The 22320-nt window shown below is 70.1% G+C and carries 24 protein-coding genes; 14 read left to right on the forward strand and 10 right to left on the reverse strand.

Annotated elements, in window-relative coordinates; genetic code table 11:
* The first annotated feature begins 14 nt into the window (after nt 1–14).
* From ACYCO6_RS32530 to ACYCO6_RS32545, 4 genes are all read left to right on the forward strand, one after another.
* Nucleotides 15–935, forward strand: a complete 921-nt coding sequence (locus ACYCO6_RS32530) for a DUF1028 domain-containing protein (RefSeq protein WP_459767147.1) — start codon at nt 15–17, stop codon at nt 933–935.
* Entirely contained in the window at nt 928–2328 is a 1401-nt protein-coding gene (locus tag ACYCO6_RS32535; RefSeq protein WP_459767149.1) for an amidase, read from the forward strand. The genes ACYCO6_RS32530 and ACYCO6_RS32535 overlap by 8 nt, the downstream gene beginning before the upstream one ends.
* 166 nt (nt 2329–2494) lie before the next feature.
* A complete protein-coding gene (locus tag ACYCO6_RS32540) occupies nt 2495–2740 on the forward strand; it encodes a hypothetical protein (RefSeq protein WP_459767151.1) in 246 nt (81 codons plus the stop codon).
* A 38-nt stretch (nt 2741–2778) separates the two neighbouring features.
* Nucleotides 2779–3195: a DUF1236 domain-containing protein gene (locus tag ACYCO6_RS32545; RefSeq protein ID WP_459767154.1), complete on the forward strand. Its 417-nt coding sequence runs from the start codon at nt 2779–2781 to the stop codon at nt 3193–3195.
* Nucleotides 3196–3306: 111 nt separating this feature from the next.
* On the opposite strand, the gene ACYCO6_RS32550 is transcribed toward ACYCO6_RS32545, so the two are convergent.
* The 8 genes from ACYCO6_RS32550 to ACYCO6_RS32585 all read right to left on the reverse strand — a co-directional run bounded on the left by ACYCO6_RS32550 (nt 3307) and on the right by ACYCO6_RS32585 (nt 11827).
* Nucleotides 3307–6783, reverse strand: coding sequence for a chemotaxis protein CheB (locus ACYCO6_RS32550; protein WP_459767156.1), 3477 nt, complete (start codon nt 6781–6783; stop codon nt 3307–3309).
* Nucleotides 6764–7324 (reverse strand): PAS domain-containing protein, encoded by a 561-nt coding sequence (locus tag ACYCO6_RS32555; RefSeq protein ID WP_459767158.1) that lies wholly within the window; start codon nt 7322–7324, stop codon nt 6764–6766. The genes ACYCO6_RS32550 and ACYCO6_RS32555 overlap by 20 nt, the downstream gene beginning before the upstream one ends.
* 301 nt (nt 7325–7625) lie before the next feature.
* Complete coding sequence (locus ACYCO6_RS32560) at nt 7626–7766, reverse strand: hypothetical protein (RefSeq protein WP_459767160.1); 141 nt, start codon at nt 7764–7766, stop codon at nt 7626–7628.
* 213 nt (nt 7767–7979) lie between these two features.
* Nucleotides 7980–9083: a TAXI family TRAP transporter solute-binding subunit gene (locus ACYCO6_RS32565; RefSeq protein ID WP_459767162.1), complete on the reverse strand. Its 1104-nt coding sequence runs from the start codon at nt 9081–9083 to the stop codon at nt 7980–7982.
* 32 nt (nt 9084–9115) lie between these two features.
* A complete protein-coding gene (locus tag ACYCO6_RS32570) occupies nt 9116–9991 on the reverse strand; it encodes a hypothetical protein (RefSeq protein ID WP_459767165.1) in 876 nt (291 codons plus the stop codon).
* A gap of 458 nt (nt 9992–10449) precedes the next feature.
* A complete protein-coding gene (locus ACYCO6_RS32575; protein ID WP_459767167.1) occupies nt 10450–10716 on the reverse strand; it encodes a hypothetical protein in 267 nt (88 codons plus the stop codon).
* Between the two features lie 50 nt (nt 10717–10766).
* Entirely contained in the window at nt 10767–11267 is a 501-nt protein-coding gene (locus ACYCO6_RS32580) for a hypothetical protein (protein ID WP_459767169.1), read from the reverse strand.
* Nucleotides 11268–11398: 131 nt separating this feature from the next.
* On the reverse strand, nt 11399–11827 hold the full coding sequence (locus ACYCO6_RS32585; RefSeq protein WP_459767171.1) for a hypothetical protein: 429 nt from the start codon (nt 11825–11827) through the stop codon (nt 11399–11401).
* 443 nt (nt 11828–12270) lie between these two features.
* Between ACYCO6_RS32585 and ACYCO6_RS32590 the strand changes: the two genes are divergently transcribed.
* From ACYCO6_RS32590 to ACYCO6_RS32615, 6 genes are all read left to right on the forward strand, one after another.
* A complete protein-coding gene (locus tag ACYCO6_RS32590; protein WP_459767174.1) occupies nt 12271–13377 on the forward strand; it encodes a sensor histidine kinase in 1107 nt (368 codons plus the stop codon).
* A gap of 1 nt (nt 13378) precedes the next feature.
* Nucleotides 13379–13993: a response regulator transcription factor gene (locus ACYCO6_RS32595; RefSeq protein WP_459767176.1), complete on the forward strand. Its 615-nt coding sequence runs from the start codon at nt 13379–13381 to the stop codon at nt 13991–13993.
* Nucleotides 13994–14154: 161 nt separating this feature from the next.
* Nucleotides 14155–15570, forward strand: coding sequence for an efflux RND transporter periplasmic adaptor subunit (locus ACYCO6_RS32600; protein ID WP_459767179.1), 1416 nt, complete (start codon nt 14155–14157; stop codon nt 15568–15570).
* A gap of 2 nt (nt 15571–15572) precedes the next feature.
* Nucleotides 15573–16277 carry an ABC transporter ATP-binding protein gene (locus ACYCO6_RS32605; RefSeq protein WP_459767181.1) on the forward strand — a complete coding sequence of 235 codons (705 nt, stop codon included), beginning with the start codon at nt 15573–15575 and terminating at the stop codon, nt 16275–16277.
* Nucleotides 16274–17494 carry an ABC transporter permease gene (locus ACYCO6_RS32610; protein ID WP_459767183.1) on the forward strand — a complete coding sequence of 407 codons (1221 nt, stop codon included), beginning with the start codon at nt 16274–16276 and terminating at the stop codon, nt 17492–17494. Before ACYCO6_RS32605 ends, ACYCO6_RS32610 begins: the two co-directional genes overlap by 4 nt.
* Nucleotides 17495–17535: 41 nt before the next feature.
* Nucleotides 17536–17817, forward strand: coding sequence for a response regulator transcription factor (locus tag ACYCO6_RS32615; protein ID WP_459767185.1), 282 nt, complete (start codon nt 17536–17538; stop codon nt 17815–17817).
* Here ACYCO6_RS32615 and ACYCO6_RS32620 read toward each other — a convergent pair.
* Together ACYCO6_RS32620 and ACYCO6_RS32625 are read right to left on the reverse strand one after the other, a co-directional pair.
* Nucleotides 17747–18451 (reverse strand): hypothetical protein, encoded by a 705-nt coding sequence (locus ACYCO6_RS32620; protein ID WP_459767188.1) that lies wholly within the window; start codon nt 18449–18451, stop codon nt 17747–17749. The two genes, ACYCO6_RS32615 and ACYCO6_RS32620, sit on opposite strands and share 71 nt — an antisense overlap.
* 241 nt (nt 18452–18692) lie before the next feature.
* Nucleotides 18693–19046: a hypothetical protein gene (locus tag ACYCO6_RS32625; RefSeq protein ID WP_459767190.1), complete on the reverse strand. Its 354-nt coding sequence runs from the start codon at nt 19044–19046 to the stop codon at nt 18693–18695.
* A 226-nt stretch (nt 19047–19272) separates the two neighbouring features.
* Between ACYCO6_RS32625 and ACYCO6_RS32630 the strand changes: the two genes are divergently transcribed.
* From ACYCO6_RS32630 to ACYCO6_RS32645, 4 genes are all read left to right on the forward strand, one after another.
* Nucleotides 19273–19518, forward strand: coding sequence for a DUF6894 family protein (locus ACYCO6_RS32630; RefSeq protein ID WP_459767192.1), 246 nt, complete (start codon nt 19273–19275; stop codon nt 19516–19518).
* An 11-nt stretch (nt 19519–19529) separates the two neighbouring features.
* Nucleotides 19530–20564 (forward strand): Holliday junction branch migration DNA helicase RuvB, encoded by a 1035-nt coding sequence (ruvB, locus tag ACYCO6_RS32635; protein ID WP_459767194.1) that lies wholly within the window; start codon nt 19530–19532, stop codon nt 20562–20564.
* Nucleotides 20565–20664: 100 nt separating this feature from the next.
* Entirely contained in the window at nt 20665–20895 is a 231-nt protein-coding gene (locus ACYCO6_RS32640; protein WP_459767196.1) for a hypothetical protein, read from the forward strand.
* Between the two features lie 380 nt (nt 20896–21275).
* Nucleotides 21276–22298 carry a chemotaxis protein CheB gene (locus tag ACYCO6_RS32645; protein WP_459767198.1) on the forward strand — a complete coding sequence of 341 codons (1023 nt, stop codon included), beginning with the start codon at nt 21276–21278 and terminating at the stop codon, nt 22296–22298.
* Nucleotides 22299–22320: the final 22 nt, after the last annotated feature.

The raw sequence follows: 22320 nt of genomic DNA on the forward strand, positions 1-22320 counted from the left end.
CGGCGGTGTGAACCATGGCGGAACTCAACACCTTCTCGATCGCTGCCCGCTGCCCCCGCACCGGGCAGCTCGGCGTCGCGGTCGCGAGCGCCGTTCCGGCGGTGGGCGGCCTCTGCCCCTACCTCAAGGCCGGGATCGGAGCCGTCACCACCCAGTCCTGGGTGAATCCCTACCTCGCCGCCCGCATCCTCGACGGGCTCGCCGGGGGACAAGTCCCCGACGCAGCCCTCGCGGCGGCACTCGCCACCGACGACCGGCCGGACCTGCGCCAGCTCGGCCTCGTCGACGCGCACGGGACCGGCGCGGCCTGGACCGGGGCAGGCTGCACGGCGGAGGCCGGTCACCGCACCGGGGCGGGCTACACCGTACAGGGCAACATGCTGGCCTCGTCCGGCGTGATCGACGCCATGGCGCTGGCCTTCGAGGACAGCGCCGGATGCGATCTCGACGAGCGCCTGATGCGGGCCCTGGAAGCCGGCGATGCGGCGGGTGGCGACAAACGCGGCAAGCAGTCGGCGGCGCTCCGGATCGTCGCCGGGGAGGATTATCCGCTGCTCGACCTGCGCGTCGACGAGCATGCGGCACCGGTGGCGGAGCTGCGCCGCGTGCTCGGCGTGGCCCGCCGGCAGCTCGTGCCCTTCGTGGCCGGCATGCCGCGCAAGACCGGTCCGGCCGGCGCGCTGCCGGACGAGGTGGTCGCGATGCTGCTCGAACCGCCGGGGAAGCGGCCGGGCGCGGACTCGGCGGGCACCCCCGACCCGATCCGGGATGTCATCGGCCTGCGGCAGGAGGCCGGGCGGATCGTGCACCTTCTGGCGCAGTTCGCGCCGGTGCTCGCCGAGATCGAGACGCTGCGCACCCTCGATCTCGCGCACATCCATCCGCCTCTCGTCTTCGACCCGAGCCTGCCCTATCCCCCGGTACCCCATGACTGACGCCATCTGGCAATCGCCGATCACGGAGTTGGCGCGGCGGATCGCGGCGCGGCAGCTGTCGAGCACGGAACTCGTCGGCGCCTATCTGGACCGGATCGCGCGGCTGGACGGCGATCTGAACAGCTTCGTGCACCTGTCACCCATGGCCCTCGATGCGGCGCGTGCGGCGGATTCCGAGATCGCCCGGACGGGTCCGCGCGGCCCGCTGCACGGGATCCCGGTCGCCATCAAGGACAACTACACGACGGCCGACCTGCCGACCCGGGCCGGCACCGCCGTGGAGGCCCTGACCTTCCCGATGGAGGACAGCCACTGCGTGGCGAGGCTGCGCGCGGCCGGCGCGGTGATCCTCGGCAAGCTCAGCATGCACGAATTCGCCTGGGGCACCGTCACGCCGCGGTCCCGCAACCCCTGGGATCCTGGGCGGGTGCCCGGCGGCTCCAGCGGCGGCTCGGGGGCTGCGGTGGCCGCCCGGCTCTGTCCCGCCGCCCTCGGCTCGGATACGGGCGGTTCCATCCGTATTCCGGCCGCCCTGTGCGGCGTGGTCGGCCTCAAGCCGACCTTCGGGCGGATCGGCCGGTCGGGGATCGTGCCGCATTCCTGGTCCCTCGACCATGCCGGGCCGCTGACCCTGACGGTGGCCGATGCGGCCCTGATGCTTCAGATTCTCGCCGGTCCCGACGCCGCCGACCCGGCGGCGCGCGCAGCGCCCGTCCCCGATTACGCGGCCGGGCTGGATCAGCCGATCCGGGGTCTGCGGGTTGCGGTGATCCGCAACCACTTCTTCGATGCGGTCGACGACGAGGTCGCCGGTGCCGTCGAGGGCGCGATCCGGTTCTTCGCCGAACAGGGCTGCACGGTCCGGGACGTCACGGTGCCGTCCCTCCGCTACGGGCTCGGCGCCATCTACGCCATCGAGCTCGCCTCCTCGACGGCCTATCACGACCGCAGCATCGCGCAGGGCCACGTGGCGGGCTTCGCCGACGACGTCCGCGATCTCGTGGAGATGGGCCGGCTGGTGACGGGGCCGGACTACCTGCGGGCCGAGCAGGTGCGGGCGCTGATCATGGCCGAGATGGCCGCGATCCTGTCCGAGGCGGACGTGATCCTCGGCCCGGCCACCCCGCTCACGGCCTGGCGGACGGACGAGACCGGCGTGGTGCTCGGAGGCCGGGCGGAGAGCGTGCTGGCGGCCTCCTGGCGCCTGACCCACCCGTTCAATCTCACGGGCCTGCCCGCGCTCGCGCTGCCCTGCGGCTTCGACCGGCGCGGGCTGCCGGTCAGCCTCCAGATCGCGGCCCGACCCTTCGCCGAGGCCGTGATGCTGCGCATGGCCCATCAGTATGAGCGGGCCCACGCATGGTGGTGCCGCGTACCGCCCCTGGCCTGCTGAAGCGATCGGTGCGTCCCCTTCAGCTGTGTGGCGATGCCCCGTTCAATTGTACGCAATCAGTACCGACCCTCATCCGCATCGCCTTCCGCATTGTACGGGTGAGATTTCACGGAACTCTTCTTCGGGCATGCCGTTACTGCCTTCGATTGAAGTCAGGAGGCTAACAATGCGCAACGTTATTCTCTCGGGTGCCCTGTTCGCGGCTCTGTGTGGTGCTGCGATGCCGGCGAGCGCCGAGGAGACCACGGTCGTTCATCGGGACAGCGGACCGAGCGTGGCGGTGGAGCACCGTGAGGGCGTGGTCGAGCATCGCGACGTGACCACCGGCAGCGTCGATTGCGGGTCGAAGACCGTCCACAAGGAGGACGGCATGGGCAACTCCAAGACCGTCCACAAGGAAGGCTGCAACTGAGGCGCCGCCCATCCTCTGACGCTCCAGGAGACACCATCATGACCAACAAGTTCCTTCTCGCGCTGGCCACCGCCGGCGTGCTGGCCCTCCCGATGGCCGCCCAGGCGCAGGGCACCCTGCGCGGCGCGGCCGAGGGCGCGGCGGTCGGCGCCGATGCGGCGGGTCCGGTTGGCGGCATCGTCGGCGGCGCGGTCGGGGCGGCCACCGGCACGGTGGGCGGCATCCTGGGCGTCGACGACCGTCCCCGCTTCCGCAGCTACGTCCGCGAGCGTGGCGTGCGCTCGTACAGCTGGGGCGGACCGGTCCGGGTCGGCACCGTCCTGCCGGAGGACAGCGTGACCTATTACGATGTGCCCACCGAGTACCGGGTGCGTCCGGGCTACCGCTACACCATCGTGAACGACCAGCCGGTGCTGGTGGACCGCAGTCACCGCATCGTCGAGGTCGTCGACTGAGGCACCGGGCGCCGGACCTCCGGCGCCCCACCACCGCGACGGCCCGCCCGGCTCACGCCGCGGCGGGCCGTCGTGTTCTCGCTTCCCGGCCGCGGCTGCCCGACAGAGCCCTCAGCCTCGGGTGAGCACCGATTCCGGCAGGTGCAGCGTGATCCGGTAGACTGACGCGTCGTGGCTGCGCGTCACGGTCGCTTCGAGCTGGCGCAGGGACATCTCGACGAGCAGCGTGCCGAAACCCCGGCCGGGCCGGGGCTCGGCAACCCGGGCCATGCGCTCGCTCCACTCCAGGGCGAGGCCATCCGGCCTCCGGTTCCACGTCACCGACAGCGATCCCGCGTCGGATCCGAGCGCCCCGTACTTCACCGAGTTCGTCGCCCATTCGTGCAGGATCATCGCCAGTGACGACACGTGCCGCCAGTTGATCGCCACCAGCGGTCCCTCAATCACGGTCGGGACATGGTCGCGGTAGGGCCGCAAAGTCGCGCCGATGAGGCCCGCGAGATCGCTCATGCCCTGGCCGTCCGTGGGATCAGCCAGGGAATGCGCCCGCCCGAGGGCCGAGATGCGGTCGCGCATGTCGGTGGCGAAGACGCCGATCTCCCGGTGCGTGCGAGCGCCCGCCGAGATCATGCCGCCGATGATCGCGAACAGGTTCTTCACCCGGTGGTTCATCTCCCGCAGCATCAGGTCGCGGGTTTCGGCGAGCGCGTATTCGGGGGAGACGTCGATGCAGACCCCGACGATCCGCTTCCGGTCACCTCCCCGCGGCAGACGGCCGTAGCTCCGGATGTACCGGAGCCCGTGGCCCGCCGCGCGGACGCGGATGCGGGCCTCGAACTCGTCCAGCCCGTGCGCGGCCTCGGCGAGCGAGGCCTCCAGGCCGGGACGGTCCTCCGGCACCACGCAGGCGATCAGGACCGACGTGTCGTGCGGCGTGTCGGGGGCGAGGCCGAACATCGTGCCGGCGGTGCTGTCGACCACGATGGTCGCGGCATCGGGGCTGTACTCCCAGACGCCGATCCCGCCGGCCTTGACGGCCAGCTCCAGCCGCTCCCGCTCCGCCGCGAGCTGGCGCTCCAGCGACAGGGCCTCGGTGATGTCGGTCAGCACCAGGGTGGCGCCGTCGATGCTGCCGTTCTGCAGGCGGTAGGGCAGCACCCGCAGGGAGAGGGTCCGGCGCCCGTCCCGGGTGCCGATGCGCCGCTGGACCACGGAGCCGCCGGCGCAGACCTCCTGGGCGTCGTGCAGGTATTCCTGGCCCGCCAGTCGGCTCGCGACGTCGGCCAGCGGCCGGCCGCGATCGCCCGGCTGGAGCGGGAAGATCGCCGTGGCCGAGGTGGTGAAGCTGCGCACCTTCAGCTCGCGGTCCAGCACGACGACGGCGAGATCGGTCGATTCGAAGAAATTGCGCAGGTCGGCATTCGCGATGGTGAGCTGCTCGACCTTCGTCTTCAGCTCGTCGTTGACCGTCGAGAGCTCCTCGTTCGTCGATTGGAGCTCCTCGTTCATCGACATCATTTCTTCGTTGGAACTCTTCAGCTCCTCGTTCGTCGTCTCCAGCTCCTCCACGGCCGAGCGGAGTTTGTAGCGCGTGCGCAGCAGCTCCTCCTCCAGTGCCTCGACATGGTCACCGCCGGCGTCCAGCTCGACGAGGTCGAGGTCGCTCGACGGCTGGAAGGCACCGGTGTCGCGCAGGACGAGAAGCATCGCGCCGTCCGGGAGCGGATCGCAGACCAGCTCGACCGTCTGCACCCCGTATTCGGAGCGGACATGCACGTCCCGGACGACCACGCGCTTGCGCGCATCCCGGGTCTGGCGCAGCAGGGGGCCGATCACGTCGCGCAGGCCCGGCCGCGCCAGGGTGATCGCGCTCGTGCCGCCCGCTCGCGTGACCGGGAAGTCGAAGTAGCGGCTCAGGCGCCCGTAGGCGGCGATGATGCCGCCATCCTCGTTCAGCACCATGCTGGGCGGGGCGTAGCGCTCCACCACGCGCCGCACCGCCACGGTCTCGTCGGCGATCGCCGGGTCGCCGCGGCGCTCCTCGCGCCCGCCGCGCCGGACCTCGCCGCGCCGGGCGCTCCCCGGCAGGTCGATCGGGTATTTCGGCGCGCCCGGTGACCGCTCGAACAGGCGGGCATGCTGGTCGATGGCCGGGAAGAGCGGCTCGAAGCGGCTCACGCTCTCGGACGGGCCGAGGAACAGGTAGCCGCCCGGCCGTACCGCGTAATGGAACAGCGGCACCACCGATTGCTGCAGGCGCTCGTCGAAATAGATGAGCAGGTTGCGGCAGGAGAGGAGATCGACCCGGGAAAAGGGCGGGTCCTTGACCAGGCTGTGGCTGGAGAAGCGGATCAGGTCGCGGATCTCGGCCGCGATGGTGAAGCGCTCGGCGTGGGGCACGACGTAGCGCTCGCGCAGTTGCGCCGGGATGTCGGCCAGGGCCGCCGCCGGATAGGTGGCCTCCCGGGCGATCTGCAGCATGCGCTCGTCGATGTCGGTGGCGAAGATCTGGACGGCCGCCGGCATGTTGAGGCGCCGGGCCGCCTCCGCGAACAGCATGGCGATGCTGTAGGCTTCCTCGCCGCTGGAGCAGCCCGGGATCCAGACCCGGATGTCCTCGTCCGGGTCGCGGGCGCGCAGCAGGGGCTCGATCGCCCGCTCGCGGAGGATCTCGAACAGCTCGGCGTCGCGGAAGAAGCGGGTGACGTTGATGAGGAGGTCGCGGAACAGCGCCTCGCACTCGGCCTTGTCGGCGCGGACGCGGGCGAGGTAGGCCCGGCCGGATTCCAGGCCGAGGACGTGCATGCGCCGCTCGACGCGGCGTATCAGGGTGGTCCGCTTGTAGCCGGCGAAGTCGTGGCCCACCGCGGTGCGGATCACCCGGCAGAGGTCGTCCACGTGGTCGGCGACCAGCTCCGCCTCGCCGCCGCCGGCGTCGCTGCCGCGGCGTTGGTAGAAGGCTGTGAGGCAGTCCACGATCTCGCCCGGCGGCTGCACGAAGTCGACGAGGCCGGTGCCCACAGCGGAGAGCGGCATGCCGTCGTAACGGGCCGTGTCCGGCTGCTGCACCACGCAGACGCCGCCATGTTCCTTGACGGCCCGCAGGCCCGTCGTGCCGTCCGCGCCCGTGCCCGACAGGATCACGCAGGCGGCGTTGGCCTGCTGGTCGACGGCCAGCGACAGGAAGAAATCGTCGATGGGCCGCCGCAGCCCCCGCGGCTGCACGAACTGCGTGAGTTCGAGAACGCCGTTCTGGATGGCGAGCCCCCGGCCCGGCGGGATGATGTAGACCGTGTCGCCCGCGATCCGCTCACCGCCTTCGCACTGGAGCACCTGCAGCGCGGTGTGCCGGTCCAGGAGCTGCGCCAGCATGCTCTCGTGGTTGGGATCGAGGTGCTGGACGATGACGAAGGCCATGCCGGTGGGCGGATGGGCGCGTGCCAGCATCTCGCGCAGGGCTTCGAGGCCTCCCGCCGAGGCGCCGATTCCCACCACCGGTCCGGCGAAGGGCGGGGGCACGGTCTGCCCGGTGCCGTCCAGGACCTCGGAGGTGGCGCCTCCGGGCTGGCTAAGGAAATCCTGGTGCATCGAGATCCGCGAGGGTGAGCTTGGCCTGCGCGACGGTGGCGACGGTGTTGGCGATCGTCATCAGGGATCCCTCGATGACCATGCCACTCTCGGCAAGCGTCGGACTCAGCCGGGACAAGGTCCGGCCCAGCTCCCCATCGTAGGCGGAAAGCAACTCGGGTTGCGAGCGGCTGACGTCGAATTGAGATGCGAAAAGAAAGCGCACCTCGCCCGACAGGGCCTTCAGTTTGGACATGTACAGCAGATTGACGAACGGCCTGCCGTCCTTGCGGAAATTCAGGATCGGCGTGCGCACGGAGTCTACCCGGTCGTTTTCCAGGAAGGTGTGAATCTTGGCCCGCGCCGCCCGATTCTCGGCGTCGCGCTGCAGGAGGCGGCAGTTGCGACCGACGACCTCGGCGCTCTCGTACCCGGTCAGCTGGTGGAACGGCCCATTGACCAGCAGTAAGGGATTGTCGTCGCCGGCGGCGGCCAGGGCGAGGGCGATATGCGAGCTCTCGAAATAGGCTTTGAGCTCGGTCGGGATGGTCTGCGTGTGCACGGCAGGTCCTCTGTCGCCTCCACTCGGTCCGACATCGCGCGTCCGCGCCGCGTCCGGGGACGCAGCCTCTGCGCTGGTCCGCCACCACGACACGCGCCGTCGGCATCGGTTCCGGGGCCGGCACCGGGGCGACGCCGCCCTCATGGGGGCATCGGCTCTGTATGGCAATGACCCAAGCGGTCCGATCTGCCGTCCCGCGCCGGCGCCGAACGGCGCCGCTCCGGAGCGGGACCTGCCCGGCCCGACCCGATCCAGGCCGGCCGGGATGCGACGGCCTGCCGCCGAGCCTCGGACCCGCGCGTCAGGCCTCGCCCGCGATGATGCCGCGGATGCGGGCGGCCAGCGTCTCCAGGGTGAAGGGCTTGGTCATCACCTGCATGCCGGGCCCGAGACGGCCGTGATTGAGCGCGGCGTTCTCGGCGTAGCCGGTGATGAACAGCACCCGCAGGTCCGGGCGGTGCCATGCCCCCCGACGAGGCGGTTCACATTCGTCGGCTTGGGGTCGAGCGTCTGGCGGCGCGAGAAGGCCCGCAGGCGGCGTTGATGCAGCGGTCGAGGTCGCCCACCCGGCCCTGTCCCGGGATCTCCGATCCCGGAGCCGACGCCACGCGGTGCAGCGACGGGCGTGGCGACGCGCGGTCCGGCTCCGCCCAGCCTACCGGGTCTGCCGCCATCTCAGATACGCTTGGTAGACCTCCTCCTTTCCGGCCAGCCGGTCGGGCTGGGACTGGAAGAAGCGGTCGAGATCCGCCGGGGCGGCGACCTCCTGCTCGCGGTGGCGGTCGAGCCAGTCCTGGGCGGGGCGGAAGCGGGTCCAGCCGCTCACGGCGGCCGCAAGATTGACCTCGCGCCATTTCGGATGGCGCTGTGGGGCCAGGAACTTGTCGAACTGGCCGAAGAACGCGTCGACGAAGCGGACGAGCTTCTCGTAGCGCGGCGATCCCTTCGGACTGTTGTAGACCCCGAGGATCGTCCCGACCGCGACGGTCTCGACCGCCTCCCCGCCCACAAGCTTCGGGTAGTCGGCCTGCGTGAGGGTGGCGGGGACGTAGGCCGGGTTGATCGTGTCCGGATAGGGGGCCTTCACGAAGTGGAAGCGATCCTCCGGATCGAAGCCCGCGATGACGGCCACGGGCTTGGCCGCCACGGAGACGACCGCCTCGATCTCGCCCTTGCGCAGCATCTCGAGGGCGGTGGGCTGGTCGACATTGATCGCCTCGACGGTGACGCCGAGTTCGCGGAACATCGCGCGTCCGCTGTAGTCGGTGCCGCTGCCCTTGACGTCGAAGCTGACCCGCTTGCCGGACAGGTCGCTGATCGTCTTGATCGCGTTCGGCGCGAGGATGTGCATCTCGTCGTTGAACAGCTTGGCGATGTACTGGATGTGTCGCTCGATGTTCTTCAGGCGCTTGTCCTGCCGCAGCTGTTCCAGCGTGTCGGTGCGGACGAAGCCCAGATCGACGCCCTTCAGGAAGCGGATGTCGTAGGCATTCTCGCCCGCGCCCTTGCCCAGGATCGGCAGGATCCGCAGCTTGTCGCCGTCATCCAGCACGAAGGCGAGGTCGGCGCCGACGCGGAAATATGTCCCGCCGGGAGTACCCGTCACCACCGTGACGGTGTTGGCGTTCATGCGCTCGCCGAGGGCGGCCTCCGTCATGGACTCGGCATGGGCGGAGGCCGAATCCGCGGCTCTCGCGGCCGGGCTGGCCACCAGGGCGGCGAGCCCGAGAAGGGCGGCGAAACGGGCTAGCCTCGGCATGTACACGTCCCTCGATGGTCGTCCGGCTGTCCTCAGTGATCCGTCTCGGCGCGTTGCCGGCCATCCGGCCGGTCCTGGGCCGCCGCCTTCGCGTAGAGGCTCCGGGCGAGGTCCGGATCCGCGCGCAGGCCGCGCACCTTCCAGGCCCGCAGCATCGCGGGGTCCCAGGTCTGCGCCAGCAGGAAAGTCGCATTCGGCGCGTTGCGCGCCTGGGCGCGCTCCAGCAGGAGCCGGGCGCCGCTGATGTCGCCGAGGCGGATCAGGCCCTTGGCCCGCTCCACGAGCGGGTCGGAAGCCGGCGAGGGCGTGGCCGGCGCCGGGTCGGGCAGACGCGCCATCTCGGCGCCGGCCTTCCCGTCGGGGAGAGCCGGAGGGGCCGGCGGATCAGTCGCCGTGATGGTGTCGCGGGGGGCGATAGGGGGCGCCTCGGGCACGCGGATGTCGGAGGCCAGCGCATCGAGGCTGGCGATGGTGGCCACGGCCTGAGGTGGCGCAGCCGCCTCGCGGATCTGATCGGCGTTCCGTTCGGGGCGGTCGCGTCCGTCGCCGCTCGCGGCCCTGTCGCGACCACGGCCGTCCGGTAAGAAATGGACGTTGAGGCGGCTCGATGTGACATCGATGTGGCCGCCGGATTCCGGAGTCCAGATGGCCGCGACGGCGAGCGAGAAGCTGCTCTCGCGCTCATCGCTCTGCGTGATCCGGATCTTCGAGAGATCCCACCCGCTGACGTCGACGTCGTTGTTGTCGCTCGACGACGAGAACATGTTGTTGGAGTCGCTGATCGTCACGCCCCGGGGAAGTCCGAGCAACTTGACCGCCTCGATGTAGACGTTCCGCACGCGGATAAGCTTGATCTCCAGCGGGAGGGGCGCGCCGGGCTTTCCGGTGACGTCGTGGGTCGCGATCACCAAATCCGATGTTCTGCTCCGCGCAGACTCCGTATCGCTTCTGTTGCTGGCCGCGGCTGGTTCGGGGAGAAGGCTAGTGTCGGCGATCTGCGCCGAGACGGGCGGGGACAGCGAGAATATCAGAGCCAGCGTTAGCCCCGTCGCGGCGCGTCCCGATCCTGTGCGGCAAGGCCTGTCCATCGGATGCACTCCATGCCGGACGCATTCCCGCTAAAATCTCGCATCGAATACAGTAATGATTCATCGGCGTCAATGAACACAGATGATCATTGGTCGTTCATGCTCAAAAAATGGCGGCAAGAACGGTCATCTTGAAGGCGGTTACGGTCCGGATATTGATCTGACCGGACGAGGCCGCGGCTCGGATCCGCGCTCGCCTCGCCGCCCTGCGGCCGCTCCCTGTGCGCGCCGACGACCTCCGCACGCGCCCGGTGCGCGAGGGGCATCCTGGAGAGATCCTAGGCCCGTGGCGCGCGTCGTCCGCCGTTGCCGTGCCCGTTTCCGGTGCCGAAATTCCCGTTGCCGTTCGTCCGGTTGCCGTTGCCGTTGTTTGACCCGACGTTGCCGTTGCCGTTGCCGTTGCCGGCGCCGACCGACTGGATCGGCAGGCCGGTTCCCTCGGGCCGGACGATGGCGGCCGCGGCCTCGGGAGCGGCACGGGCCGCGGTGGGGCCGAGCAGGCTGGGCGCGAGGAGCGCGAGGATTCGGGGGAGGGGCTGCTTCATCGGATGCTCAATCGGACGCGCTGCCCGCGGGGCTTCGTGCGGCGAGCACGCTAGCGGCGGAAGAAGGACGGTAGGGTCGCGTTCCCGTTGAGGTTTCCGTTCCCGGCCCCGATGTTGCCGTTGCCGTTGCTGCTGCCGCCGTTGAGGTTGCCGTTCCCGGCGCCGACGTTGCCGTTACCGTTGGACGAGCCGGAATTGTAGTTGCCGTTATAGGCCCCGATATTCCCGTTGCCGTTGTTCGCGCCGGTATTTCCGACCCCGTTGAATGCGCCCACATTGCCCGTCCCGCCATTGAAGGCACCGACGTTGTTCGAGCCGCTGTTGAAGGCCCCCATATTGCCATTCACCATGGGCGTTCCGGTGCCGTTACCGTTGCCGGTGCCGTTGCCGGACCCGGAGTTCCAGTTGCCGTTGTTGTTGCCGTTCAGGGATCCGATGTTGCCGTTGCCGTTGCCGACCCCGTTGCCGATGGCAAAGATCTGAGCCTGCGCCGGTAGAACGGTCGTTCCTGCCAGCCCGAAGAGGGCCAGGGGGAGAAGTAGAGACCTCATCACGTTGCTCCCTGCTCCGCGCCGGAAGGATCCTGCCGCGCCTCCACCGACGGCCGTCCGTCGCGACGGCCGTCACCTTACCTTGGTCTCGGGGCGTCCTGTCCTCGGACCGGACGCCCGGGCGCGCCGGCTCAGGGGGTATTCCGGTTGCCGTTGAGGTTGCCGTTGAAGCTCCCGAAGTTGGCGTTGCCGTTCAGGTTGCCGTTAGCGACGCCGAAGATGTTGCGGTTGCCGTTTAGATTGCCGTTGGCATTGCCGGTGTTGAGATTGCCGTTGGCATTGCCGTTGCCGATGCCGAAGATGTTGTGGTTGCCGTTCAGGTTGCCGTTGCCGGATCCTGTGTTGCCATTGCCGTTGGCGTTGCCGTTCAGGAAGCCGACGTTGAAGTTGCCGTTGCCGTTGCCGTTCAGCGAACCGTCGTTGGCGTTGCCGTTGCCGTTGCCGTTGCCCGAGCCGATGTTGCCGTTGCCGTTGCCGTTGCCGTTGCCGCCGGCCAGCGCCAGCGAGGGCGCGCCAGCGAGGGCAAGGGCAGCGACAGCCGAGAGCAGGATGGTCTTCATCGCGCATTCCTCCTGTGCGATGCATGCCCGGTCCTGTCCGCAGGTTGGGCTATGCGATCCGTTGCTCGATATTGAGCAGCGCAGTCAGGTTGCTGCGCTGGACTGGCTATGAACAGCCGTAAATCCGAGCTAGCCTGTGTTGGCTACGCCTTTTGGATGATGTAAGCTCGGAAGTATAGGAAGACCATTCCACGATTGTTGGTGCAATGCAATGCATCTGTAAGGCATTGGCGCATATAGGTTTGTTCCTCAGATTTAAAATCCTGATACACGAGAGGTGTGTTGAAATTGGCTGGGTGAATACGGTGCTATGAGTGGCGTTCGATGAGGTATGTTGATTAAACCGCGGACCTGTTCCGCTAATCTGATGCGGTCCGCAGCGACAGAGGGGAGGCGCGGCGGTGCAGAGATTGGAACGCACGCTATCCGGCCGGGGACCTGGATTGCACCAGGAGCTTTCGGCGCGCGATCTGCGCGAGACGCTCGACGAGGTCGGCATTTGCACGTGGTCGCTCGATCCCGCGACCGGCCGCGTCACCGTTTCCGAAAACTGCCGCCACGTCCTCGGGGTCTCGGCGCGGCGGCTGTCCGACCACGACGCCTTCCAGGCCGTGGTGCATCCCGAAGACCGCGCCGCCCGAGCGGCGGCGGTCCGGGGGGCGCTGGAGCGGGGTGGCCGCTACAGCATCGAGTACCGCGTCCGGCAAGCCGACGGCGAGATCCGCTGGGTGCGCTCCCACGGACGGGCCGAACTCGGGCGCGGCGCCCGCCCGATCCGATTCCGCGGGGTCATCTACTGCATCGATGAGCACCGTCAGGCGGAGGCCCGCCTGCAGCGGCTCCAGGCCGACCTGATCCACGTCTCGCGGCTCTCCGCCATGGGCGAGATGGCCTCGGCGCTGGCCCACGAGCTCAACCAGCCGCTCGGAGCGGTCAGCAACTACGCGGCCGCCTGCGACCAGCTGCTCGCGGAGCCGGGGCATGTCCAGATCGAGGCAGCCCGGAGCGCGCTCGCTGCCGCGGCCGGGCAGGCCCAGCGGGCGGGGGCGATCATCCGGCGCCTGAGGGACTTCGTGACCCGGGGCGAGACGGATCGGCGGATGGAGCGCGTCGCGGATCTCATCGGCGACGCCTGCGACCTCGCCCTCGTCGGAACCCGCGAGCTGGGTATCGAGACGCGGATCGATCCCGGCCCGCTTGGCCTCCACGTCCTCGTCGACCGGGTGCAGATCCAGCAGGTCCTGGTCAACCTGATCCGGAATGCCTGCGAGGCGATGCGCGACAGCGCCCGCCGGGACTTGGCGATCACCGTGGCGGCTCCGCGCAGCGGCCACGTCCGCATCAGCGTCTCGGATACCGGTCCGGGCGTCGCCGAGGCGGTCGCCGGGACGCTCTTCCAGCCCTTCGTCACCACGAAGCCCACCGGGATGGGCGTCGGATTGTCGGTGAGCCGATCGATCGTGAACGCCCACGGTGGCACCTTCTGGGTGGACAGTACCGCCACGGGCGGCGCCACCTTCCATTTCACCCTGCCCACGGCCGAGGACTGACATGAGGACGGGCCCCATTTCGACGATCCATGTCGTGGACGACGACGCGGCGATGCGCCACTCGCTGACGCTCCTCCTCGGCGTGTTCGGACATCGCGTGGTGGAGCATGCCGGCGCGGCGACGGTGCTCGAAGAGCCGGGTCGCCTGAAGGGCTGCGTCGTGGCCGATCTGCGCATGCCGCACATCGACGGGCTGACGATGCTGACCCGCCTCCGGACCGCCGGCTCGATGGTGCCGGTGGTGATGATGACCGGCCACGGGGACATCCCCACCGCGGTGCGGGCCATGAAGCTTGGGGCCTGCGACTTCCTGGAGAAGCCCTTCACGGCGCCGCTCCTGCTCGACGCGGTCCGCGCGGCCCTCGCGGTCGGGGGTGGCGGGCCGCCGGCCAACGACGACGATGTGGCCTTCGCCCAGCGGGTGAACAGCCTGACCGGGCGCGAGCGGGATGTGCTGCACCTCGTCCTGCTCGGGCACACCAACAAGGAGATCGGGCAGGCGCTCGAGATCAGTCACCGCACCGTGGAGATCCACCGCGCCAAGGTGATGACCAAGACCGGCTGCGAGTGCGTGCAGACCCTGGTGCGCAGGGCCGCCCGGACGGCCATGCTCTGAGCAGCGCCATACGTGGTAATCCTTACGGGTTCGCCGTGAATTCCCAATCGCGGCAATCTCTGTAACCAAATGGAGAAAGGCCCGGGTCGGAACCCGTGGCCGCCGCTTCGGGGCCCGGATTTCATCGGGGCCGCGGCGCGGACAGGCGGGAGGTCTCGCACGTGGCGCGATGGTTGCCCGACAACCTGATGACGCTCGGCGTCGCGGCCGCCGCCGCCTTCGCCCTGCTCGCTTACGCGAATCCCGATCTCGGCGGCTTCGGTGCCGCGCAGCGCGGGTCGCCGGCCGCCGCCGCGGCGGTGGTCAAGGAGCTGGCTGTTCCGGCGCCCGAGGCGGGCCACTTCATCACGGCTCCGATCCAGCGCGGCTCGCTGGAGCAGCTCATCACCGCCACCGGCACCGTGCAGCCGGTCGACACGGTCGAGGTCGGCTCGCAGCTGGCGGGACAGATCGCCAAGCTGCACGTCGACTTCAACGACCGGGTCCATCTCGGCGACCCGCTCGCCGAACTCGATCCGCGCAGCTTCATCGCCAAGGTCGAGGAGAACCGCGCCGCCCTCGACATGGCGGTGGCCAACGTCAAGGTCCAGCAGGCCCGGCTCGACCGGGCCCGGACCGACCTCGACAACGCCCGCGGCACCAAGGCGGTGCTCCAGGCCAAGCTCGAGAGCGCGCAGGCCCAGCAGCTCGCCGCCGAGCGCACCCTCGAGCGCAAGGTCGCCCTGCGCACCCGCGAGGTCGCCTCGCCCGCCGCCCTCGAGGAGGCGCAGACCGACCTCGCCTCCCGCAAGGCCCTGACCCGCGAGGCGAGTGCGGTGCTCGAGCTCAACGGCTTCGCGGTGGACGCCGCCGTCGCGGAGGTCCGCCGCCTGGAGGCGGAGCTGGCCCAGGCCCGCGCCGCCGTGCCCCAGCGGCAGGCGAGCCTGCGCGGCGCCGAGATCGACCTCGACCGGACGGTGATCCGCTCGCCCACCGACGGCGTCGTGGTCGGCCGCCTCGTCAACCAGGGGCAGACGCTCGCGGCGGGCCTGGAGGTCCGGACCGCCTTCACCATCGCCAAGAACCTCGCCGAGATGGAGGTCCATGCCCGCGTGGACGAGACCGACATCGGCCGGATCGCGGCCGGGCAGCGCGCCACCTTCGGGGTGGACGCCTATCCGGGCCGCCGCTTCCAGGCGGTGGTCCGGCAGGTCCGCAAGGCGCCGCTCGTGACGCAGAACGTGGTCACCTACACGGTGGTGTTGAAGACCGACAACCGCGACGGCCTGCTGCTGCCCGGGATGACCGCGCTGGTGAAGCTGACGATCCACAAGGAGGAGAACGTCCTCAAGGTGCCGCTGGCGGCCCTGCGGTTCCGCCCGGAGGGCAGCGCGCCGCGCGATCCGGCCGCGCCCGCGGTCTGGGTGCGGGCGGCCGACGGCAGCCTGGAGGCGGTCCGGGTGGAGACCGGCGCGATGAGTGCCGACCTGGTCGCGCTCCGGGCGGCGGGGAGCCTCGCCGAGGGCAGCGAGGTGGTGGTCGGCCAGGCCGAGGCGCCGACGGGCCGCCGCCTGTTCGGCGTGCGGCTGGGGTTCTGACAATGCCGCTCCTCGCGCTCGAATCCGTCCACCGGACGTTCCGGGTCGGGACCATGTCGGTTCCGGTGGTCCGCGACGTCTCGCTTGGCGTCGAGGCAGGGGAGTGCGTCGCCATCATGGGCCCGTCGGGATCGGGCAAGAGCACCCTGATGAACATGGTCGGGCTCCTCGACCGCCCCACCTCCGGCTCGATCCGCCTCGACGGCGAGGATACGGCGCGCCTATCCGACGACGCCCGGGCCCGGATGCGCCGGGACTGGATCGGCTTCGTGTTCCAGTCCTACAACTTGCTCCCGCGCAGCACCGCGGTGGAGAATGTCGAGCTGCCGCTCATCTATGCCGGCGTGGTGCCGCGCCTGCGGCGGCTGCGCGCCCGCGCCGCCCTGGAAGCGGTGGGCATGTCGGTCCGGGAGCGGCATTTCCCCTCGCAGCTCTCCGGCGGCGAGCAGCAGCGGGTGGCGATCGCCCGCGCCCTGGTGGGCGATCCGGCGGTTCTTCTCGCGGACGAGCCGACCGGAGCGCTCGACAGCCGGACCGGTGCTGAGATCCTCGATCTGTTCCGCCAGCTCAACCGGCACGGTCAGACCGTCGTGATGATCACCCACGACGCCGCCGTTGCGGCCCGGTGCGCGCGCACGATCCACCTGCGCGACGGCCGGGTCATCGACGACGTGCGCCAGGGCTTCGGGCGGGCGGAGGCCGCATGAACCTGTCCCAGTCCCTCCTCGTCGCCCTGCGTTCCCTGCGTCTGAACCCGATGCGCAGCTTTCTGACGATGCTGGGCATTGTCATCGGCGTGGCCTCGGTGGTGACGGTCCTGGCCATCGGCAGCGGCGCGCAGGGGCGGGTCGCCGACCAGATCCGCGCGGTCGGCGCCAACGTCCTGATGATCAATCCCGGCACCGCCCGGAAGGACGGCGTCCGGCTCAAGGCGGGGACCCGGCTGACGCTCACCGAGGGCGATGTCGAGGCCATCCTCGCGCAGGTGCCGCAGGTGCGCGCCGCGGCCGGATCGCTGTCGGGCACGGCCCAGATCGTGCGCGAGAACCGGAACTGGAACACCACCGTCAACGGCACCACCAACGGGCACTTCCTCGTGCGCGACTGGCTGCTGGCGCGCGGCCGCAGCTTCAACGGCACCGAGCAGACCACCGCCGCCAAGGTCGCCATCCTCGGCAGCGTCGTGGCCAAGGAGCTGTTCGGGCGCGACAACCCGGTCGGGGCGGAGGTGCGGATCATGAGCGTGCCCTTCGAGGTGGTGGGCGTGCTCGATCCCAAGGGGCCGGACCAGGACGACGTCGTGTTCGTGCCGCTGGAGACGGCCAAGCTGCGCTTCCTGGGCAGCGCCAGCGGGGTCAACCGCGACGCCGTCGCCTACATCATCGCCAAAGCCGTCTCCGACGAGGCGATGGGCCGGGCGCGCACGGAGATCGAAGGGCTCCTGCGCCAGCGCCACCGCATCGCCGAGGGCCAGGAGGACGACTTCAAGGTCTCCGATCCCGCCGCCGCCATGGATGCCCAGCGCGGCGCCACCCGCACCATCGCGCTGCTGCTCACCTCGGTGGCCGGCGTCTCACTGCTGGTGGGCGGCATCAGCATCATGAACATCATGACCGTCACCGTCACCGAGCGAACCCGCGAGATCGGCATCCGGCGCGCGGTCGGCGCGCGAGGCCGGGACATCCGCCTGCAGTTCCTGGCCGAAGCCCTGGTGCTCTGCCTGCTGGGCGGCCTCATCGGCGTCCTCGTCGGCACCGCCGTCTCGCTGACCGTCGCCCGGTCGGCGGGCTGGGCGACGATCATCGACGCGCAGGCGATCTTCCTGTCAGTGGGGTTCTCGGCGCTCGTCGGCCTGTTCTTCGGTTACTACCCGGCCCACAGAGCCTCCCGGCTCGATCCGGTCGAAGCCCTCAAGATGGAATGATTGGTCCCGTCGGGCATGCTCCGGCGCAGAAGGAGGTAACGATGGTCCAGACGTGCGCGCGACTTGCTCTCGCCGACACCCGCGTCACCCTGACCGCGCGGGAGCAGGAGATCATCCTGCACATCGCGCAGGGCGCGCAGAACGACAGCATCGCCTACGAGATGGGCATCTCGACCAATACGGTGAAGACGCATATCGGCAACATCATGCGCAAGTTCGGGCTCCACAACAGGACCCAGATCGCGATGCTGCTCACGCCCCGCCTGGCGACGCCGGTCCCTGCACGGCCCCCGCGCGCCCTGACGTCCCGGCCCGCGCGGTAGCGGCCGGAGCCGGCCGGCGGCCGCTCTCCGCATGGGGGCGCCGGCGCCGCTTCGCTGGAACGGCGCGGGGCAGGAGATCGACGGGCTCGGACCGGAGGTCAGGTTCGCTCTCCGCCGCCGTCGCGTAGCCCTCGGTCGGGGAAAACCCCACGGCCCGCTGCGTCTCGGCCCCAGGACCAGCGAGGCAGCGCACCCCCTCGACGGCGAGCGCCAGGGCGACGTCGGGATCGTTGCACAGGATCTGCGTGGCCGCGACCCTGTGGCCGAGGCTGTACAGGGTCCGGGCATAGAGGCGCAGGTTGCAGCCCTTGTCGGTCAGGGTGCCGCCGATGGTGACGCCGATGCCCGGACCGGCCCCGCCGACGCTCGCGCTGCCGAGGCAGCTCTCGATGCCCGCCGCCGCGAGCCCCGGCGCCCACACGCCCGGCGTGTTCCGGCCGCTGCCGCTGCCCCCGATGCTCACCGAACTCGACGAGCCGGCCGCGGCGGCGGCGGCGAGCGTGTTGTTGCTACCGTTGCCGTTGCCGTTGCCGTTGCCGGCTCCGGAATTACCGATCCCATTGCCGGCGCCGACCTGGGCCTGGGCGGCCGTCGCGGCGAGGAGGGCGAGCGTGACGAGGAGCGAACGAATCACGGGCAATCCCCACCTCGGCAACGCCAGCACAGGCCACACGGGGTCACCACCATCGTTCGAGAGCGGCGCCGGCTGGTCAATGCCCGCGGCCGGCCGGAGGAGTGCTTACGGCGTGGATACTTGTTGTCAGCTCGCGATTTCTGGGGCGTGCGGCAAAAATGGCGCTTTCGATGCGGCTCCGGTGCCGGTTGCCCCGACACGCGCGCGGGCTTTGGATGGACGATCTCCGCGGCAGGAACGGCTAATGTGATTCGGCGAGCCGGCAGGCCGCGCCGGTCGCTCTGGGCCAGCCGTAATAGATCGCCTCGGCGTGGGCGTCGGCTCCGCCCGCGATGGTCGCCACCGTGACCGTCTGCGTGTCGAGGACCGAACCGCCGGCGCCCGTGAAGGTGCAGTGGACGGTCACGTTCGCCGCCGGAGCCGGCCCGGTGTTCCGCAACTCCACCTGGGCTCTCTGCGGCTCGTGCGAATCCGGCGGATTGTGGAGCTGGGTCTGGGCCACGACGAGGGCACCCTCGGCCCGAGCCGCGGGAGCGGCCCCCGCGAGCGCGCCGGCTGTCAGGAGGGCGACACCGAAACCAAGCGAGCGTTCCATCGTCCGTCTCTCATCCTCAGCGCGTCGCACGGCACCCGCCGCGACACGCGGCAATCAATCCGGAAGCCCCGTCCGGGGTTTCCGGGAGCGCGGCCGCCCTCATCGAGGAGGCGGCGTGACGGCGGCACGGGCTGCGACGCTTCGCCGGGGCTGGATCCCCCGAAAAACAGAACATATAGTGAACAGAGGTGAGCGCCGCACCGAGCGGCGAAAGGAGGAATGGCGGATGGCACGCTACCGGTTCCACTGCACCAACGGTCTCGAATGCGTGTTCGACGCGCGCGGCACGGAGGTTCGCGCGACGTCGCGCCTGATCGCGCGGGCGCGTCAGGTTGCGGCCGACGTGCGGCTCTCGCTGGCGAACCGGTCCGACTGGTCCGAGTGGCGCGTCAGCGTGCACGACCTGACCGGGCGGCGCGTCCTCGTGCAGCCCTTCGAGCCGGCGATGGACCGGGTGAAGGCGGCGGCCTGAGGGAGGCGCAGATGAAGTCGCTCCGGCAGCTGCCCTTAGCTCCGTCGAAGGCCGACGCGGGCGCCGAGGACGTGGATCAGACGATCCGTCCGCTGAGCCTGTCCGAGTTTATCGGGCAGCGTGCGGCGCGGGCCAACATGCAGATCTTCATCGAGGCGGCGAAGAAGACCGGGCAGGCGCTGGACCACGTGCTGTTTGTCGGCCCGCCGGGTCTGGGCAAGACCACGCTCGCCCAGATTGTGGCGCGCGAGCTTGGGGTGAACTTCCGCTCGACCTCCGGGCCGGTGATTGCCAAGGCCGGGGATCTGGCCGCGCAGCTCACCAACCTGGAAGAGCGCGACGTGCTGTTCATCGACGAGATCCACCGGCTCAACCCGGCGGTCGAGGAGATCCTCTACCCGGCCATGGAGGATTACCAGCTCGACCTGATCATCGGCGAAGGGCCGGCGGCGCGCTCGGTCAAGATCGAGCTGCCCAAGTTCACGCTGGTGGGCGCCACCACCCGGGCGGGGCTGCTGACCACGCCGTTGCGCGACCGGTTCGGCATTCCGATCCGGCTGGAATTCTACGAGATCGACGAGCTGGAGCAGATCGTGGCGCGCGGGGCGCGGGTGCTGGGCCTGGGCATGTCGGCGGAGGGCGCCAACGAGATCGCCCGGCGCGCGCGCGGCACGCCGCGGATCGCCGGGCGTCTGCTGCGGCGGGTGCGGGACTTTGCCGTGGTGGCCGAGGCCGAGACGGTGACGCGGGCGATCGCCGACCGGGCGCTGCAGCTGCTCGACGTGGACGGGGCGGGTCTGGACGTGATGGACCGCAAGTACCTGAGCCTGATCGCGACCGCGTTCGGGGGCGGACCGGTGGGGATCGAGACGATCGGGGCGGCCTTGTCGGAGCCGCGGGATGCGATCGAGGACATCATCGAGCCCTATCTCATCCAGCGCGGCTTCGTGCAGCGCACCCCCCGCGGCCGCGTCCTCACCCGCCACGCCTACCGCCACATGCGCTTGCCCGAGCCTAAGCAGGACGCGGCCCCGGTCGCCGCCTAGAACGCTCTCCGCCGAAATCTGTGCTTGCACCCGGAGGCCCGCGGATTGTTGCAGCGCGCCAACGCGGGTAGAGTGTCGGTTCCGCGGGGCTTGCCGTCCCATGCTCACGCTCGACCAAGAACAGGCGCTCCTCGTCAAGGCCGAGCAGGACATCGCCGCCGGCCAGCAGCGGGTCAGCGCGCAGGAGCTGCGGATCCACGCGATGCGGCTCAAGGGCCGCGACACGCGCCGCGCCGAGGACCTCCTCGCCACCCTGCAGGCGACGCTCGCGCAGTGGCATGCGCACCGTCAGGAGATCCTGCGCGCCATCCGCCGGCTGAAATCGGCCTAGGACGCCCGCCGAAGCGGCTTCCGCATCGGCATTGGACTTTCCTGTCAGCGAGGCGCATGCTGTCGATACTACCGGCCGTTGCATGTCTGGGCGTTGGTAGCTGAGAGAGACGCGTGCTCCCGCCTGCCGTGCGAGGAGTGCCGCCGTGACAGATCTTTCCTCCAGAAGCCGGCCGCCGGCCGGCTACGATCGATGGCTCATCGAGACGTCCCGGGAGGCTCTCCAGCGCTCGCGCGAGCTGTTGGAACAGACCAAGCCCCTGGTCCGCGCTCCAGCGGCGCAGACGCGGCCGTCCGGCAAATCCGAGACCCGCTAAGCCCGGTTCCGAGATCCAAGGTGCCTGTTGCGGCGTTCCACCTGGGGGCGGAGAGCGACGCAGCATGACCAATCGCGACATCATCGTCATCGGCGGATCCTCCGGCTCAACAGCGCCCCTCAAGACGATCCTGAACGCCCTGCCGAAGGATCTGCCCGCGGCGGTGTTCGTCGTGGTCCACATCCCGGCCCGCAGCCTGGGCCTGCTCGCGACCGTGACGTCCGCGGCAGCCCACCTGCCGGTCCACCCGGCGGCGGACGGCATGACGGTCAGCCCGGGCAACATCTACCTGGGCGTGCCGGATTCGCATCTCATCCTGGCGGACGGGCGGATCAAGCTCGGTCATGGTCCCCGCGAGAACATGGCCCGGCCCTCCATCGACCCGCTGTTCCGCTCGGCGGCCGTGGCCTACGGTCCCCGGGTGATCGGCGTGCTCCTGAGCGGCCTCCTCAACGACGGGACCGCCGGCCTAGAGGCGATCAAGCGCTGCGGCGGCCTCGCCCTCGTGCAGGACCCGGTGGACGCGATCGCCGACGAGATGCCGCGCAGCGCGCTCTCGGCGCTGGAGGTGGACCTCACCCTGTCGGCCACCCGCATCGGGGACGTGCTCTCGGACCTCGTGCGCGATCCCGCGGGGCCGCCGAGGCCGGTGCCGCCGGAGATCCGCCTGGAGGTCGACATTGCGGCGGGGGCGCGGGTCGGCAGCGACGTGATCCGCCGCATCGGCACTCCCGTTGCACTGTCCTGCCCGCAATGCGGCGGCGTCCTCTCGACGATGCAGGGCACCAGCTCGCTCCGCTTCCGCTGCCAGGTCGGCCACGCCTTCACGGCCGAGGTGGTGGCCAAGGAGCAGGAGAACGCAGTGGACGAGGCCCTGCGGGTCGCGCTCCGCATCGTCGAGGAGCGGGCCGAGCTCGTCCGGCGCATGGCCGAGGACGGGCGCAAGGCCGGGCGGCCCGCCCTGGCGGATATGTACGAGATGCGTGCGGCCGAGTACCGCGCACATGCCGAAACGATCCGGAAAGCCGTCCTTCTCTCCCTGCCCCCGTCGGAGCTCTCGGGTAATGAGGGTGCGCAGGAGGCGTGACGTAAGGACCGCCCCGCTCTTC

The organism is Methylobacterium sp. CM6257, assembly GCF_054611515.1.